Genomic DNA, 17,773 nt, shown 5'->3' on the forward strand with positions numbered 1-17,773 from the left:
GGTTTTGCGCTAATTGATACGCTTTGTCGGTATAGGCATCGCGCATACATCCACATAATTGTAAGACTGTACAAACCATGGTTCAACACGGTTTTTACGAGCATTGATTAAGTTTTTAAACACCGGTGAGTTTGTTTTCATCACTTTAAATATACTTTTATCGCTTTGTACGTCGCCAAGCACTTGTATATTGGTAATTGGGTTAAATGCTTTTCCTTCAGTTGGTGTGCGCGCTAAACGGTTAAAATGCTCTATACCTTCGAGCACTCGACCAAACACCGTAATATTTTTGTCCAGGTAGCGCGGGCCTTGCCCTATCGTTACAAAAAACTCCGTGCTCGCACTATTTATATCGTTGTCGCGCGCCATTGCAAACACGCCACTACAATGCACTTGCCATGTTTGCGTATGTGCTGAGTTTTGAGCTACTGCAAAGCCGTTTAAAAAGCCGGTAACTGGTGCATACCCGTCGCCATTTAGCTCAGTAATTAAAAGTGGTTTCTTTGTTGTTAAATAAAACTCAGCAGGGACTGTTTTATCCGCAGTTTTAATTAACTTTTTACCCGAGCTGTCCCCGCCTTGCGCTACAAAACCCTCAACAAACCGATAAACGCTGGTATTTTTATAAAACCCTTCTCGTACTAACTTTTTAATATTTTGAGCGTGCTTTGGGGCAAGCCGTTCATTGAGCTCAATGTACGCATCACCCGTTGGCAGTGTTATCTTTAAAATATTTTGAGCATCCACTACTCGCCAGTCATTATCTGTTGCACTCGCAATTACCTCACTCGCGCTCAATAAAGGTAGCTCTTGTTTAGCAACATCATCACCTAGTTGTTGAGCACAACCGCTCAATAAAACACTAAGCAAAGCCGGCAATATAATTTTTTTCATCGCTTATATCCTTATAATTATTATGGTTTTGGTTATTCCCAATCAAACTTATATAGCACATCAACATTTTGATATAGGCCGCTCGTTATTTCTATGTATAACTGTGAAAGTAACTGATAACGCACAGCCACCTCACTGAGCGAATCAAATACACCCACGCTATATTTAACTTGCAAACTGGGTGCTACGTAACCTGATATTTCTACTTTGGTGCTATCACCACTACCTGATGAGCTTAAACTTACATCTGACAACCCAAAGGTTTCACCTACCTTAGAAACAACCCCTTCGCTGCGGCTAACACCTTGAGAGAGTAATAACTGTGTAAGCATAGCATCGCTTGACGAACTTTCTCCATCACCTAAAGGCTGGCCATTAAGTAAATATGCAAGTGCTTGTGCTTGATCCATCGCAGGCTCAGAAAATATTTTAAGCGTTGGTTGTTCAACATTCCCCGTGAGCGTAACCCCTGCAATGACACCATTTGCAGTCGTATCGGGGTTACGTATTGCTTTAATATTTAAAAATGGTTGTTCAATTGAACCGCTAAAACCTACTTGCCCGGTGCTGATTATTAAATCTTGCCCAAAGGCTAAGTAAGTACCTTCAATTAAGTTAAGCTCACCTGTGGCTATGATTGGCGCACCTTGACTCATTTTTATAGCTAAATCACCCGCAACTTTTGATTCCAAGCCAAACGATTCTACTTTTACATCGTTTTTAACAATCACTTTTAAATCTATGTCGTAATCAAACGGAACTGTTTCGGTGGCCTCGGTTTTTTGATCAACAATAATTTCATCATCGCTAACTTGCACTGCGCCCTCTGGGAGCTCTTCAATCATTATACGACCGTAAGGCACAACTACCTCACCAGCAAGCTTGAGTGCATTATTAGCCAAGCCTATTTTTAAATCCGGCGATACTTTAAAAGTAACCCCTTGCTGCGCGCGTACATAAAACTGCTCGCCAACTACCGCCACATTTACAGCAGGTTGCGCACCTTGCCAATCAACGTCACCGGTGAGGTTTATTTTACCGCCTTGGTTGTCGTTTAAGTTGCCTTTTATTGTGGCTGTTGTTTTATCAAACGATACGTTTATATTTGATTTTTGCAGCGCTATAGGTAGTTGCTCGCCCTCTAAACTAATATCGCTCACATTAAGCTCGCCATTTAATAATGGATCTTTTAACGTACCAGCTAACGCCACTTTCCCGCTAATATCACCTTTTAACTGCTCGAGCGTTTCAAGAAATGGTTGTAAGTCTGAAAGGAGTATTTTATCGATGGTAATGGTGCCGTTAAGCGCTTGCGTGTTTTGTATATCATCGATATTAATTTGTGTATTAATTTTGCCTAATACACTTGATTCTAAATTAGCTTCAAGCTTGCCAATTTGAGAGTCCGAAAACGCACTAATAGTTAGAGTTTCGATTGGTAATTTAAAACGATCTTCTTCCGAGGTAAGCACCGCTTCTAAATCGCTAGAATCGATATTTGCGCGTAATGTTTTAAGCGCACCGCTTTGCCAATTAAGTGCTACATCGCCAGCTATATTACCGCGAGTACGAATGCTATTAGGTAAAAAATGCTTAAGCTCCTCAAGCGCTAAATTGCTTAGTTTAGCATTTAGCTGACCGAGGCTTTTTGACTGTGCTAGCGTGTCTATACATAATTCACTTTGCTCAGATGCCCAACAATGCGCGCTTACATCAAAGTCGCCACTTTGCGTATTAACCATAATGGCAATATTTCTAGTATTACTAAAACTAAGCTTTTTATCGCTAAACGTTACATTACTAAGCTCGCCATTCCAAGTGGTATTATTAATTTTGCCATTAACTTCAAGCTCTATACTGCCTTGCTCTGCATCTACTGATGCCGTAAGTTGGTGATCTGTTTTATCGCCGCTGGCATCAATTTTAACACTATTAATTTGTTGGTCGGCCACCAGCGCCGAACCAACACTTACCGATACATCGGTTTGCCAATCGGCAGCGGTATCTAACTGCCCTTTTACTGATAATTTATTAATGTTTATTTCATCAAAAATAAAACGATCGAGTATTAGTGCTAAATCAACAGACGGCGTTAACCTCTCCCCTCTCACTTTTAAATTTGCGTTGCCGTCGGCAGTAAATGGGATATTAGCTTTTTCATCACTTTTTAGCGTTACTTTGCCATCAACTTGCCAAGTATCATCAACTTGCCCGCTTAGTGCTAATTTATTGGTGCCGCTACTTAAATAAAAGCTATCAATATTAGCTTTTAACGTGTTGTCTAGCTTAAAGTTTGAGGCAAATTCTAGTGGCACGTCGTTAAGTAATCCGCTTAACTTTGTATTATTCATTTGTAGCTGCCACTTGTCGTCAGCCGCATTAAACGAGCCTTTAAATTGTCCTGAAATATCACTGGTAGCGGCATCAGTTAAATACTGCGCTTTTAAGTTAGCAAGCGTGCCATTAAAATTAACCAGTATGCCTTTTTGCCAATCAACATTGGCTTTTATAGTTGCACTGCTTTCGTTTGCTTTAATGCTTAGCGCTTGTAAAGTTGCTTTGGTAAGACTGCCTTTTAATTGGGTATTTAAGTCAACAGCTGGGTACGCACCTAATTGGCTATTCCCCTGTAGGCTAAGCTGATAGTCGTCAGCATTACCTTGTGCATTGAGGCTTACATTTCGCACTTTAAGCTCATTGCTTTGTGCATCAATAAGCCACTGTTTAATTTTGCCATTTAACTCAAACGGATAGTTTTTCTGCTTTAAATTTGCCGTTGCCGTTAAACTAAGCGGATATTGTCCCTGCGTTTCTAAATCGAGGTTTAGGTTTGATAAGTCGCCATTTAACTGCAAATTAGCTTGGTGCTCTTCACTTTGTAAAACAACATTCCCTTTTACGGGTAAGTTCCCTGCAAGCTCAGCGTTAAGATGCGTATTAAGCTGCCACTGCTCATACTTTGCTGAGAATGACTCTAAATTAATAACCGCATCTTCCACACTTAATTGCAGCGAGATGTTTTCAATAACATGTTGGGCTTCGTTTTGCTCAATCGTAATTTTAGCTATTTCAAAGTCTTCAACAACTAAATCAAGTGGCGAAGTAAATTCTATATTAGGCAATGCGGGTAGGTGCGTTAAAGGCGCTTGAGTATTTTGCGCCGTTTGTGTTTTCGCATCTTGTTCTTGCTCTTTTAAAGCAATAAGTATGGTGGGAATATTCAGACTTTTAACCGTCAGCTTTGAACTCTCTGCCTTTGCTGAGAGTTTAAAGTTATTAACGCTTACGTTTGCACTTGGGTGCTCTAGAGTAAATTTGTTTATCGCAATGTTTTTTACAGCAATATTAAAAGGTAAGCTAATTTTTTCAAGCGGCTCTGCCGCGGCTTCTTCTTGTGACTCTGCGGTTTTTGGTAATGTTAAATTTATAGATTTAGCACTTAAGTTATATATACAAATTCCATCGCACTGCCACCAAAACAAATCAATTTTCAATTGTTGTGCATTAAAATCCAATCCGTTGTTAATAAAGCGCACATTAAAGGCATCATTGTAAATAAAACGGCCATCTTTAATTTCAATATGTAGTCCATCTACCGCTTTGTTTGCACCATAAGCAATAAATTGATTACCTGGTGCGGTAAATAGCAAACAAAATAGTGCAACAACTAACGTGACAAAAATAGCACTTACGGCGGCTGTTATCTTTTTTAATACTGACATTAAATCTCTGGCCCTATGGTAATACTTAAACGTGTGCTTTTACTTTCTTTTGTTAATCCCCAAGCGTGGTCTATGCGCACTGGGCCAACGGGTGTTAAATAGCGAAAACCAAAACCAGCACCTACTTCAAAATCATCAGAAAAATCATTAGTCGCAGTACCACCATCAACAAATAAAGCTGCTCGCCAGTTTTTAGCAAACTGGTAGTTATATTCCATCGTGCCCGATAGTAAATACTTACCACCTATTAGCTCGCCGTCATCGTTTTCGGGCGATATTGATTGGTACGCAAAACCACGAACACTTTGGTCACCACCTGCGTAAAACCGAAGTGAAAATGGCACGTTGTTAATATCATCAACAAGCATTGCTCCCACATTCGCTTTTAAAAACACCAAGTGGCGGTCAAAATAAGTGCGTAGCCATGCATGTTGCATTTGTACTCTTACTAAATTAGTACTTGAGAGAACATCATCTAAGCCAAACTCAGCAGATATAAGCCACTGCTCTCCCCAATAGGGAGTCGTGCCACCTTTTGATTTTTTGCGCGCGTAGCTAATGCCAGGCATTAACATTTCGGTACTTTCTTCGTCTTCATCACCGATGCGGTAGGTTTCTCGGTCGCGGCGTAAAAATGCTGTACGCACCCATTTGTTTTCGGTTAACCATTGGCGCTGTAATTGGCCCGTTAGTATCTCGCTGTAAGTGTCGTTTGTGAGCTCATCTTCTAATTTATATCCAACAGAGAATCGCCATAAATCATCATTAGGATCATCAACCGGAATTGTATAAGCCAAGGAAATATCCTGCTGCTTTTGTGCCACATTTAAATTAGTTTCGAGGTAATGTCCGTCTTCTGTGATCCACGGCTTACTCCATTTAAAACGCGCTTTAGGACCTAAGTCAGTACTAAAACCACCGCCAATTTCATAGCTGTTAGCTGGCTTGGGTAACACTTCAACTTTAATCGGTACTTGGCTATTTTTGCGCGCTGCAATGTCAGCATAAACACGCACACTGGCAAAATAAGGGGTACTTGATAAATCCAGGTTATAGTCAGCAATATACGTTGATTTATAAGGTTGGCCCTGCGAGAAAGGTGCTATAGAGCGTATGTATTTTTCAGCGGGTGTACTACTGGCAATTTGTATATCGCCAAACTGATACCTAACTCCAGTATCAATGACGAAAGTAATAACTGCACTATTTTTTTTAAGCGACACTTCTAATTTGCGCGCCGGCCACTTAGCATCAAAATAACCAAGCTCCAGCAACATAGATTCTATTTTTTTATGAGCAGAGTCATATTTACCATGATTTAAAACGTCACCTTGCTTCAAGTGGTTGCTTTTAATCAATGCCTGTAATTGTGGATCATTTTGACCATCGCCGTTTAGCGTAATATTAATTGCTTCTATGCGAGTTGCAGGCCCCCGTTCAACTTTAACAATTAGCTCGCTATCGTCTTTATCATAAATAACCTCGACGGTCGGGCTATAATAGCCAAGTGCTTTGATGCTATTTTGTACTTGTTTTTGAGCATAACGGCGAAGTGTACGGGTTGGCTTCTCGCCAATTAACTGCTTGAGGTAAAGAGCTACGTTATCTTCTAAATCGCCACTTAACCCTTCAATTTCGTAATCTTCTATGACTTTTTCTGCCGCATAGCTATTTGTCGCAATTAAAGCGCTCACAACACATATGCAACGTAAAAACTTAATAAACAAGTAAATATCCTTACTTTTAATATCTTAAATATACAATGACGAATCAAAGCATATTAGCATAGCCATAATGAGCAACACATTAACTTAATGGCAATCTAAGATGATAAATTATGTATTGTATAAACGTTGATATAATTAAAATTAGTACGCGTTAAGACAATAATTTGGTTACAATAGTGCCTACGAATACAAAATTAATTTTAAATGAGTTTTTAATGCAATTCCCTGATGATGATAACGGCCAACTTTTAGCCGAAATAGCCGCTGCTGGCATTGATTTAAATAAAATGCACCAAGTCGATTTTTTTATTTTATTTGAACAACAAGCCGATGCTGAAAAATTTGCTAAAGAAATAGTCTCTGATGCATTAGTTCAAAATGCTGAGCTTGAAAAATGCAAAGACACTGGCGTTTGGGAAGTAATCACTCAAGTACAAATGGTGCCAGAGCACACTCTATTAGGCCAAGCAGAGCAATATATTGAAAGCATTGCTAATAGCTTTAATGGCTACGGTGACGGCTGGGGATTAATGGACGGTGAAGAAGAAGCTTAACTATCTTTCGTTTAAAATATCCTGTCAGTTAAGCTTAGCGGCTTAACTGATTTGCTTTCCTAAAATTGCCTTTATAGTCAAATAGCTTATCAGCAACTTTCCAACCATACTTTTTGCTTTTTCGTGCAATAACAAAATCTGGTGGCACTAATTCAAATTGTGCTTTTACTACTTGCTCTGCCGTTTTAAAGTCTATCGGTGTTTGCCCATGACTCACGCGTTTACCAAATTGTTTATTAAATATAAACTGCCCGCCTTTATTTGCGAGGTTATATACCTCATCGCAACTTGCGCCATCTTCATCAAAATACGTTATTTTAATTAAATCGTCTTTAATTTGAGTTACCGATAACCCACTACATCGAAGCACAAGTGCGTCTTTTAAGTTTAATGCATTACGTAGCTTATCATCAGGGTCGGCCATTACCGCGCCGCAGTCATGGCATTGTCGTGCAGCAATATCATTTTGGGCACCGCACTGCTCACACTCTTTAAACCTAAAACGATAATCGCACTGCTCTTTATGCCCACCATCATCTTCTAACAACCCTTTACAACGTCTGCCAAAGTGCTCTATTACTTTTCCAGCAGAGTCGGTTTTCCCCCAAAATATATTCGCAAACCCACAACCAGGGCAAAGTACCTGCACGGGTTCATTATCACTATCACCTTTTTTATCACCTACTTCTGGGTGAAATAAATTAAAACCATTGCCGGCATAATCTATTACCAAGCAATCCGTTTTCGATTCAGATAACCTTAAACCTCGCCCCACAATTTGTTGATATAAACTAACTGATTCTGTAGGGCGTAAAATAGCAATAAAATCAACGTGTGGCGCATCAAACCCTGTAGTTAATACCGAAATATTAACTAAATACTTTAATTGCTTAGCTTTAAATTGCTTAATGATTTTATCGCGCTCAGTGTTTGGCGTATCACCTGTTATAAGCGCACTTTCATGAGCTGGCAAATAGCTTAATATTTCCTGAGCATGCAATACCGTGGCGGCAAAAACCATAACACCTTCACGCTCTTCACTGTATTGAATTACTTGCTGTAATATAGCTTTCGTTGCGCGCTCACTGTTTTTTAAAAGCGCATTCATATCATCAGTAGTATATTGCCCAAATGCATTGCTATCTAAAGACGAAAAATCATAATGGCTAATTGCTGCATCAACTTCATTTGGCGGCGTTAAATAATTATGTTTGATCATATATCTTAGCGGCAATTCAAAAATACAACTTTTAAACGGGCTTTCTTTAGTCCCTTTAACAAAGCCATGATAATGGTGATGGTATATCCACCCCGTTCCTAGCCGATAAGGTGTTGCGGTTAAACCCAATACTTTTAAATGAGGGTTATACTCTTTTAAACTGTTTATTACTTTACCGTACTGACTTTTTTTATCCCCATTTACCCTGTGACATTCATCAATAATAAGTAATGAATAATGCTCATTTAATTTATCTAAATTACGCGAAAGTGATTGCACACTGGCAAAGGTTACTTGATGGTTTAATGATTTTTCTTTTAAGCCTGCTGAAAATATACTCGCCTCTAAACCAAAACTTTTATATTTTTGCGAATTTTGCTCTACAAGTTCTTTAACGTGCGCAAGCACTAATATTTTTTGCTTAGCTATACGCGCAAGTTCAGCAATAACAAGGCTTTTACCTGCACCGGTTGGTAACACAATAACGGCAGGATCATTACTCTTTCTAAAGTGTAAAACGGTGCGTTCTACGGCTTCTTGCTGGTAAGGTCTTAGGGTATAGGTCATAACTAATATTGTAAAAATAAAACAAACGAATTTTAGCAATAACCTTAATTGGAAGCGAATTATAATTATATTCTTCAAACTAATTGAAAGTATTGCTCTAAACTGTGTACATCGCCCCTTTAAATAACCCTAGATAATTTAAAGGGGCGATAAATTATTTACCAATATTTTTTTCGAAAAATGTTAGCATTTTCTCCCAGCGTTCAACATTGTGTTCTGGTTTATAAAAACCATGCCCTTCGCCTTTTTTATACATCCATTCTACAGGATGATTACGTTTTTTAAGCGCATCTCTTAGTCTGAATGCATGCTCTTCAGGAACCCTTACATCTTGCCCGCCTTGAATAATAAACACAGGTGCTTTTAGCTTATCTACGTTGTATACAGGTGATTGTGCCTCACGAAGTTCTTTTGTTTTAGGAAGAACGCTCTCTAAATAATTTAAACCAGAAGATGATTCTGAGATATCTCCTTCTTCAAACATAAGTTGTAAATCGTAAACACCAACAAAGCCGACAGCACACTTATAAAGATCGGGTTCGCGAATAGCACTTTGAATAGCGGCATAGCCACCATAAGATGCTCCATACGAACATACTCGATCTTTATCGACGACTCCTTGCTCAATAAGGAAGTTCACACCATCGGTCATATCATCGATCATGCTTGTACCCCAGTTCTGGTAGCCTTGCTGCATAAAATCTTTACCATAACCACCTGAACCACGATAGTTTGGCTGGAAAACAGCATAACCATGTGAAGCAAGAACCTTAGCATCACTACTCAAAGTTGATAATGAATCCCTAATCCCATGTGGCCCACCATGCGGATGCATTACTAGTGGCAAATTTTTATTTGCATCAATAGGTAATGTTAATAACCCTCGGATATTTATACCATCTCGCGTTTTATAAGAAATCAAACTTGTTTTTGGAATATCTTTTTTATCCAGCCATGGCTTTGACTTTATAATTACACTTAACCTACGTTGTTTTGTATCAAATAAGTAAAACTGTTTAGGATTATTTGCAGAGCTAACCGTTATAACCAACTTAGCATTATCTAAGGTCGACGAAGTAATCTCTACGGTTTGGTTTTTGAATGAATTAGATAGGCTCGCCAATATATTAGCAAAGCCAGTATCAGTTATGTCCTCCAAAAACACATTTTCAATTGAGTCTAGTTCATAACTTGCTCCAATTACTTCATTGACCTTCCCGTTATTAATACTAACAATAGGAAGTAAGTCAGTATCTGGATGAGTGACTTGTACCGTTTGCTTGTTAGTTTTTAAGTCAAATGAAGAAATAGATAACGTATCTGTCGTATTATCACTAATACCAACAACAGTTGAATTATCAGCTAAAAAGGTAAGAGGAGTGAACGAACCTGAGTCACTGTCAAAGCGCAGTACCTCATGCCACTCATCATCTTTATTATCCCGTGTAACTACAATGCTTTGATTATTTTTATCTGGGGCAATACCTGTTGCCAGCCTTGCAATACCATTGTGATCTAATAACACGCTAGTATTGGTTCCTTTGTACACTCGTAAAGGAAGCTTGCCCATATTCTTCTTACGCCCTGAACTTGCTTTTACTCGCTGTAACTCCAAATAGGGCTCTTCAGAAAATGGTGAAAAGGAAGAAATTATAAGCTCATCATCAACCTCTGGTAATAAGTCTATTATTCTTGCTATACGTATTCTTGAGTCTTCAGAACGAGGACCTGCTATGATTGTTTTATTTTTTCCATTAACATTGATAGATAAAAGATCACCTGTTGCCATTGGCGCGTCATAAGAACCGTATTCTTGAGCGAGTGAAACTATTACTCGTTCATTATCTGCCCAGCCAAAGTCTGCAACGGCTTCACTTTCCTTTCCTTCGGTAATAGAAACAATCTCATTGTTACTCACACTAAGTATCGTTAGTCTAATTGCTCCTGTTTCCGTTCTGGTTGTCGCAGCAAGATGTTTACCATCTGGTGAGATTTTCATATTTATAAACTGCGCATGCTTAGCATAGTTTTGCAACTTAATACTATCGACCTTGGCCGTAGCCCCTACTGATGCAGCAACTAAAAACATACCTAAAGTAAATTTAGCTATATTATTCATAAGTATTTCCTTATCAATAAAAAAGCCCTCCTACGAGGGCTTAATAAATAGACTCTAACTTAAATGCTAATTAAAAATTATAAGTAACATTCGCAAAGAATCTACGACCTAAATTATCATACTGTGAATAAAGCGCACTGTTACCAACGGCTCTTACATAACTAGGTGATACTTGCGGTGGCTCTTCGTCAAAAACATTCGCGATACCCATTGTTATATCAAATTGGTCAAGCTGCATATTACCCGATAACGAGTGGTAAAATACTTTAGGCGTTTCAGCTATGAATGTAATATCTTCACCACGATATGTTGATTCATTTGAATCATCATAATATTCGTAGTCATTCGTTTCATCAACATAACGTGTAGTCCATGTTAAGCTCCAATCGTCCTTTTTAAATGTTGCTGAAATATTACCAACATGCTTAGGATCTCCAATTTCACCAATGTATTGGCTTGGTTCACTGTCAGCAAATAACTGATATGTACGTTCTAATTGAACTGTATGTTCAATGTTGAAATATACAGAACCAAAATCAAAATCGTCACGGTATGAGAAGTTTAGATCAACCCCACGAGTCCCCTGATTTGCAACATTAGTATATCCTCCGTAAATAGTATCAATACCATAGTTGCCATCTGTTCCATCATTACGCGTAAACTGTGCACAAATAGGATCGTTCGGAAAGTTTTCAGAATTATAACAAGTACTTGTTATATCACTGCCACCTAAATTAGCTACTTGGTTACTAATATCAACTTTGTAATAATCAGCTGAGAATGCATAAGTATTTTCAGGGCTTGTCCAAACAAAACCAAAGCCTTCAGAAATCGAAGTTTCAGCTGTTAAACGTCCTGCACCACCACTAGTTACGCTTGTCGCTGAACTTGCAGTAGAGCCATCATAATCAGTCGGTACACCAGACGCTAAACAGTTATTATAAATACGTTCAGAAACAGTACCATCTTCATACCCAGCACCATAGTCAAAACATGGATCAACTGAATTTTGGCCTAGGAAACCTGTTTGCCCTGCTAAATATAACTCATATAATGCAGGAGAACGGAATGATGAACCACGAGAGCCACGTATCGTGAAACCATCAACAACTTCCCAAGTTAAACCAACTTTAAATGTAGTATCGCTACCATAAGTAGATACATCAGTCCAACGTCCAGAAGTTGACAACTCCATGCGTTCAGCCCATGACTCTCCTTCAAAAAGAGGAATACGAATTTCACCGAATACGGCACGAGTATTTTGTGAACCCGCCGTACGGCTTGCACTACTTAAGCCCCAAGAGTTACCTGTCGAAGAAGCAACTCCTGGTGTATCATCAAGTTCATCTTTTTGATAAGACATACCAAATGCACTGCCAACGGCACCAGCAGGTAATTCAAATAAATCACCTGTAATGTATGCTTCCAGAGTTTGTTGTTTGTAAATGGTTACACCTGTCTCTTCACCAAATAAGAAGTTACGAACTTCATCTGAAGGATTACCATACAAAAATTGAGGGTCAGCCCAAGGTACATCAACACATGTTTTACCTGAGTTAGCCGTAACCTCACCAGAACATGTTGTTCCATTACCTAAATGTTGTTGCGCCATTACCATTGAATCGCGATAAATTACTTTGTTTTGATATTCGCCTTCGCTGTGACTATTTTGATAAGAAATATCCCAGTCCCAAAAACCTAGAGTACCTTCTAGACCTAGAACAAAACGTCTATAATCAATAGTGGTTTCACTACCATAATGATCTGTCAGTGCAACAGGCATAACTCGAACATCACCACCAAAACCTTCATATAAATCGGCATCAGGTCGAGCTATATCACCAACCCAAAATTGACGGTATGCTTGCGTTTCAGTTTTACGAGAGCTGTATAAAGCTTCTGCATAACCACTTATATCATTAGTAAAGCTATAATCGCCTTGTAAGAATAATGAGTAAGTAGCTGTTTTAGGTATCATCGACTCGTTATCAGAAAACGGATGTTCTAAGTTTCTCCACCCATCCGACTCTTTATCAAACCCTACATTATACCAACCTTCTGGAGTCGTGAAATCACCTGGAGCACTAGCGGCATCATTGAAGCTGCTATAGCCATTACTTCCGAAAAAGCCATCGTAATCGTAAGAGCCATAACCAGATTCAAAGTTAGATGCACCATCATTAGTTAACCACAAACCATAGCCGCTTTCGTTACAATGGTATTCACCTGTACGAGGATCAATTGGATCGGCTCGTTCACCGTCTGCATTGTAATAGTTACGGGCAGTACAATCGAAAAACTCACGATCGCCTCGCTGTAATTCATGTTGTACTTTATAGTCGCCTACTACGCGGATTGAGCCTTTTTTAAATTCTTCACCGATAGAGAAATTAATACGTTGCTGCTCACCACCTGATTCAAATGGCTGTGAAACATCTACTGATACAGATTTGTCATCACCTTTTTTAGTAATAATATTAATTACACCAGCAACGGCATCAGAACCATACAAAGACGAAGCGCCATCTTTTAACACTTCAATACGTTCAATTGCAGAGATTGGTAATGCATTCATATCAAATGATGATACTTGTCCACGAGTACCCGCAGGTCCCGCTCGGCGGCCGTTTAATAATACTAAAGTACGGTTAGCACCAAGACCACGCATTGAAATAGTTTCTGCACCTGAACCACCGGAAGTTACATAACCAACAGATAATGCCGATGTTACTTGGCTAGAGCCGGCAGCAATTGTGCTTGTACGCAATAACTCACCTAGAGATGTAATCCCTTGATTAGCTGCGTCTGCGACAGAAATAATAGTAATTGGTGTATCACTAGCAAAACTATCGGTACGTATACGAGAACCTAAAACTTGAATTTTTTCTACTTGTTCTACATTTTCTTCTTCCGCTGCAAACGAGCTAGCTGAGAAAGTAGCTGTTGTTGCTGCACCAAAAGCAATCGCTATGCGAACTGCCTTTGAAATTTTATTATTTAACATTTGATAATCCCTATTATCCCTAGAATACAATTTTAATTATTTTATTTCGAAAAGGTTCTAAATTAACATTAGTACCCCTTTTGATTTTACATATTAATCCTAACGAAACACTTTGGTCAACATGGCAATAACAAAAAAACAAACTTATTTACATTGATAATTTTTAATTGACTGCATTCAAAAGAGCAACCTAATTCTCTAGGCAGTAATAATACGTTATATATGCACACCTAATTTGTACAAAAAGCATACAAATCCAACCCTATTTCGAATTGAAGAATAGGTTGAACAAACTTTCATTTAGATGATTTTATGCAGTAAATTTAAGATATCACTCTTAGATTTGGCTTTTTTGTACATCTATTTCGTTCTAAAATAAATGAGGGTTATTTCAAAAGTGGACTTTGATTGTTCATATATATTACTAGTTGATAGAGCTTTCTAGGACGCAATAAAAAGAAAGATTTAATGTATTAAAAATGATCTAAATAACGAACACTAGACTGCCTATACAGTTAATATGACTTTGCTTTTAGAGTAAATTTAGGAATTTACACATAGCATAAAATATATAACTACGTTTTATAAGTTAGAATACAAGTAACATTAGTTAAATGTTATTTCATAAACATCCTTATAATTAAATTAAATTAAACAATAAAACCAAAGCTAATCTCCTACTGTATCTACAACAGTTTGAGTACTCACTAGTTGATCTAAGCTGCCTTTAATAACCACAGTGGCTGATATTTTATCTTGAATGGCTTGCCTGTTTGGGTCCCAATACACTTGTAAAAAGCCTAATAAACCTGTGGCAAAACCAGCCCCATAGCCGCCGTAGCGCCCAAAGCAATCTAATAAACCTAATGGCTCACCGCTAAGTGCTACTACGCGAATATTACATGCTTTTTTACCTGGGGTTTGTCCACGCCATAATAACGAGAACAACGTAAAGTATACAGCGGCCCAACCAAAGCCAAGGCCTAGGTCTTGAATAATGCCTTTGCCCCACTGCAAAATGCTGGTGACAGGTTTGCTTTTCTCGCTTTTAGTGTCTGCTTTTTCAACTATATTGCTTTCATCTGAAGCTTCGCCCGAAATGCTCTTTAGCTCTGTATCATTATTTTTAAAATCATCTGCCGCTATAGGCTTATCATCAATAGCCATTAACTGCAATAACGTGCGCGTAACTTCAATCCCGCCAACGTCTTCAATTTCAGCAAGCGCTGGTAATTGGCCAACTAAATTAGCACGAGCAGCGCTTTGGCAAACATCATCGCAGTTTTTACCGTCGCCTGTTTGCGCTAAATATGTGCGTATTATTGATTTGTCATGCTCACTTAACTCATCGTTTTTCTGCGTTTTTTCTATTCGTATACCTTGAATAGCGTTATCGTCTTCAAAAAAATCTATCGCTAATGAGAGCACGGTGAGTGCGCTTACAAACAAAAAGCTCGCTGCAAAAAGTTTTAGAGCTCTGCGCCAAAACGATGACATTTTTGGCAGGTATTGCTGCGCAGTGCCTTTATAAAAAGCCATCGCAGCTACAAATGCAATTAAAGTCGCGCTTAGCTTAGCGGCCATAAATATCAAAGTGACATCTATAATCATCGCCATTGCACGTTTAATAGGGGTAGCTAAAGGTATGCCTAATAATGCTTGGTCAATTTTAAAGGCATGTGGGGTGATCACGTCTTTAGTTTCAGAGTCCGATAATGCTAATTGTTCTATTTCTTTGGCCTTCATTTTTATGTTTTTAAAATGGGTAAAACATTTAACTTACGCGCTTTTTATTTTTAGCTCAAGATCAACTCTACTTTATTTTTGAAGAAATCCGCCACCATACCCAACGAAGATAGAAAATTACAAACACTAAAAGTTACAACCATTTACAAATATAGCGTTAACATAATTTACAAAGGTAACTGTTAAGCATATATTGATGCTGAAACTGCTTTCACACTAGAAAATTAAATATATGGAGTATATTTTGAAGTTATTAACTAACGTGTTTTTCTTGTTTTCGGTACTTGTCTTGAGTGGCTGTGCTCATCAGATAAGTTTAAATCCAGACACTGAAAAACTTCAGGTAACAGAAAATAAATCGGCATCAGTTGTAGGCTATTATATTTCTGAAGATGACATTAAAAAACAAGTGAAAACACCTGGTGGTGGTGGCGATAATATTAGTTACAAACCTTACAAAGACACAGAAGCAGCGCTTTATACTGTGCTTTCTAATAAATTTGAAAACGTTTATAAGCTTGAATCATTAACTGATAGTACATTTTTAAAAGATAAAAAAATTGAGTATGTATTCATACCGACAATTACAACGCAATCTAGCTCAGATAGCTTATTCACATGGCCTCCTACAGAATTTACTTTCACGCTAAACTGTAAAACTTTAAATAACAGTGGAGATATAGCATGGAATAATGAAGTTAAAGGTTTTGGCAAAGCTGAATTTGATGAATTTAAAAATGACTTTTCTTTATCTGCAAAACGTGCAACAGAAGAAGCATTTAACAAATTAGTTGTAGAGCTTGATCAATCAGATTTATAAATAAGGACAGAAGTAAAATGAAGTATAAAAATTCACTAGGTTTAATCGCGGCTTTATTTTTATGCGCATGTACTATTCAGGTACCACCTTATAGTGCAAATATCAGCAACGTTTCTAAACTAAAAGAAGAGTCTAATAATCCAGTCTCAGTTGGAAAAATTGAATCTGAAAAAAAATTGAATAAGATATCACTTCGTGGCTCTCCTCTTGTTTCATCTGTTGGCAACAGCTACGGTGAATATATTGAGAGCGCTTTAATACAAGAATTAAAACTGGCTAAACTTTGGTCTGGTGTTGCTAAAAAGCAAGTGACTGGCAAGGTTATTGACCAAGATATCGATGTAACAGGGTTCTCAGAGGGGAATTCGTTCATAAAAGTAAATTTTGTTGTTTCAGAGGACGATGCAGTTTTATTTGAAAAAGTAATTTCAGCTGAATATGATTTCGACTCTTCATTTATTGGAGCAATTGCAATCCCAAATGGTCAACGAAGCTATGTAGAGCTTGTTCAAAAATTACTTAAGAACTTGTATTCTGACGAAGAGTTTATTACTGCAATTAAGTAGGTACTCTCAGTGGAATTAAAATAAATAAGGAGCGGTATGTTACAGCTCCTTATTTATATATAAATTTAATTTTCGATTGGATAATCAATATAGCCTTGCTCTGCACCACCAAGTAGAGTGTCTGAGTTGTGGCTATTTAGCGGTTTGCCTTGTGCAAGAGCTTCATCGGCGCGCTCTTTATTGTATTTACCTGCGTAATAATACACCGCTGTACGCTTTACGAATAGACTGTTTAGACTCCACATTCATTATAGATGCATCATCCCAGCCTGCTTCAGCAATATGCATATAACCTACGCCAGCATCATTTAATACGTGTGCAACGGCCAAGTATGTTTGCTCTGGGTTATCGTCAACGGTACCGTTAAGCGTGGCAAGTGGCGCAAGTCTTACACCTACTTTTTTACTGCCAATTTCATCACCTACAGCATTGACTACTTCAACTAAAAAGCGCCAACGGTTTTGTCCGCTGCCACCATATTCATCAATACGTGCGTTTGATTGCGAGTCTAAAAATTGGTTAATTAAATACCCGTTAGCCGCGTGAAGCTCTATACCATCAAAGCCCGCATCTACTGCCTTTTTTAGCCGCTTAGCGAAATTCTGCTAGGACATTTTCAATATCTTACTTGCTCATCTCACGTGGTAACTCAGTACCTACAAAGCCAGGTTCGCCGTTAGTATCTACAAATACTTTTACGTCTTTTGCATGCTGATATTGGCTGCACGCCCCCTGTGTTATCAATGTGTGTTATTCGGCCTACATGCCAAAGTTGAGCAAACATAACGCGTTTAAATAAATTCAAAGATAACAAAAATTGCAAAATAGTTTTGT

Annotated in this window: 10 protein-coding genes and 1 pseudogene; 3 read left to right on the forward strand and 8 right to left on the reverse strand. The window is 38.2% G+C overall.

What is annotated here, in order from left to right:
* Window positions 1-9: 9 nt before the first annotated feature.
* Genes V6260_RS10455 through V6260_RS10465 form a run of 3 tightly spaced genes read right to left on the reverse strand, consistent with a single transcriptional unit; the run spans window position 10 to window position 6,343 of the window.
* Window positions 10-894 (reverse strand): peptidylprolyl isomerase, encoded by an 885-nt coding sequence (locus V6260_RS10455; RefSeq protein ID WP_341594016.1) that lies wholly within the window; start codon window positions 892-894, stop codon window positions 10-12.
* A gap of 32 nt (window positions 895-926) precedes the next feature.
* Entirely contained in the window at window positions 927-4,616 is a 3,690-nt protein-coding gene (tamB, locus tag V6260_RS10460) for an autotransporter assembly complex protein TamB (RefSeq protein WP_341594017.1), read from the reverse strand.
* Window positions 4,616-6,343 carry an autotransporter assembly complex family protein gene (locus V6260_RS10465; RefSeq protein ID WP_341594018.1) on the reverse strand — a complete coding sequence of 576 codons (1,728 nt, stop codon included), beginning with the start codon at window positions 6,341-6,343 and terminating at the stop codon, window positions 4,616-4,618. The genes tamB and V6260_RS10465 overlap by 1 nt, the downstream gene beginning before the upstream one ends.
* Before the next feature lie 215 nt (window positions 6,344-6,558).
* Here V6260_RS10465 and V6260_RS10470 point away from each other — a divergent pair, with 215 nt between their 5' ends.
* On the forward strand, window positions 6,559-6,897 hold the full coding sequence (locus V6260_RS10470) for a ribonuclease E inhibitor RraB (RefSeq protein ID WP_341594019.1): 339 nt from the start codon (window positions 6,559-6,561) through the stop codon (window positions 6,895-6,897).
* Window positions 6,898-6,931: 34 nt separating this feature from the next.
* On the opposite strand, the gene V6260_RS10475 is transcribed toward V6260_RS10470, so the two are convergent.
* The 4 genes from V6260_RS10475 to V6260_RS10490 all read right to left on the reverse strand — a co-directional run bounded on the left by V6260_RS10475 (window position 6,932) and on the right by V6260_RS10490 (window position 15,552).
* Window positions 6,932-8,683: a DEAD/DEAH box helicase gene (locus V6260_RS10475; protein ID WP_341594020.1), complete on the reverse strand. Its 1,752-nt coding sequence runs from the start codon at window positions 8,681-8,683 to the stop codon at window positions 6,932-6,934.
* Window positions 8,684-8,837: 154 nt separating this feature from the next.
* Window positions 8,838-10,802 carry a S9 family peptidase gene (locus V6260_RS10480; protein WP_341594021.1) on the reverse strand — a complete coding sequence of 655 codons (1,965 nt, stop codon included), beginning with the start codon at window positions 10,800-10,802 and terminating at the stop codon, window positions 8,838-8,840.
* Window positions 10,803-10,872: 70 nt separating this feature from the next.
* Complete coding sequence (locus V6260_RS10485; protein ID WP_341594022.1) at window positions 10,873-13,806, reverse strand: TonB-dependent receptor plug domain-containing protein; 2,934 nt, start codon at window positions 13,804-13,806, stop codon at window positions 10,873-10,875.
* 669 nt (window positions 13,807-14,475) lie between these two features.
* Entirely contained in the window at window positions 14,476-15,552 is a 1,077-nt protein-coding gene (locus V6260_RS10490) for an RDD family protein (protein WP_341594023.1), read from the reverse strand.
* A gap of 244 nt (window positions 15,553-15,796) precedes the next feature.
* Between V6260_RS10490 and V6260_RS10495 the strand changes: the two genes are divergently transcribed.
* Together V6260_RS10495 and V6260_RS10500 are read left to right on the forward strand one after the other, a co-directional pair.
* A complete protein-coding gene (locus tag V6260_RS10495) occupies window positions 15,797-16,372 on the forward strand; it encodes a hypothetical protein (protein ID WP_341594024.1) in 576 nt (191 codons plus the stop codon).
* Between the two features lie 17 nt (window positions 16,373-16,389).
* Window positions 16,390-16,938 carry a hypothetical protein gene (locus V6260_RS10500; RefSeq protein ID WP_341594025.1) on the forward strand — a complete coding sequence of 183 codons (549 nt, stop codon included), beginning with the start codon at window positions 16,390-16,392 and terminating at the stop codon, window positions 16,936-16,938.
* A gap of 65 nt (window positions 16,939-17,003) precedes the next feature.
* Here the strand turns inward: V6260_RS10500 and V6260_RS10505 are convergent.
* Window positions 17,004-17,726: pseudogene (locus tag V6260_RS10505) on the reverse strand (alkene reductase); the annotation flags it as partial.
* Window positions 17,727-17,773 lie beyond the last annotated feature (47 nt).

The sequence above is a fragment of the Pseudoalteromonas aliena genome (genome assembly GCF_038155085.1).
In the GTDB taxonomy this organism is placed as follows: domain Bacteria; phylum Pseudomonadota; class Gammaproteobacteria; order Enterobacterales; family Alteromonadaceae; genus Pseudoalteromonas; species Pseudoalteromonas aliena_A.

Coding starts and splice junctions, on each gene's coding strand:
- V6260_RS10475 (WP_341594020.1), bottom strand. CDS start 8,683: ATGACCTATACCCTAAGACCTTACCAGCAAGAAGCCGTAGAACGCACC.
- V6260_RS10455 (WP_341594016.1), bottom strand. CDS start 894: ATGAAAAAAATTATATTGCCGGCTTTGCTTAGTGTTTTATTGAGCGGT.
- tamB (WP_341594017.1), bottom strand. CDS start 4,616: ATGTCAGTATTAAAAAAGATAACAGCCGCCGTAAGTGCTATTTTTGTC.
- V6260_RS10500 (WP_341594025.1), top strand. CDS start 16,390: ATGAAGTATAAAAATTCACTAGGTTTAATCGCGGCTTTATTTTTATGC.
- V6260_RS10470 (WP_341594019.1), top strand. CDS start 6,559: ATGCAATTCCCTGATGATGATAACGGCCAACTTTTAGCCGAAATAGCC.
- V6260_RS10490 (WP_341594023.1), bottom strand. CDS start 15,552: ATGAAGGCCAAAGAAATAGAACAATTAGCATTATCGGACTCTGAAACT.
- V6260_RS10485 (WP_341594022.1), bottom strand. CDS start 13,806: ATGTTAAATAATAAAATTTCAAAGGCAGTTCGCATAGCGATTGCTTTT.
- V6260_RS10480 (WP_341594021.1), bottom strand. CDS start 10,802: ATGAATAATATAGCTAAATTTACTTTAGGTATGTTTTTAGTTGCTGCA.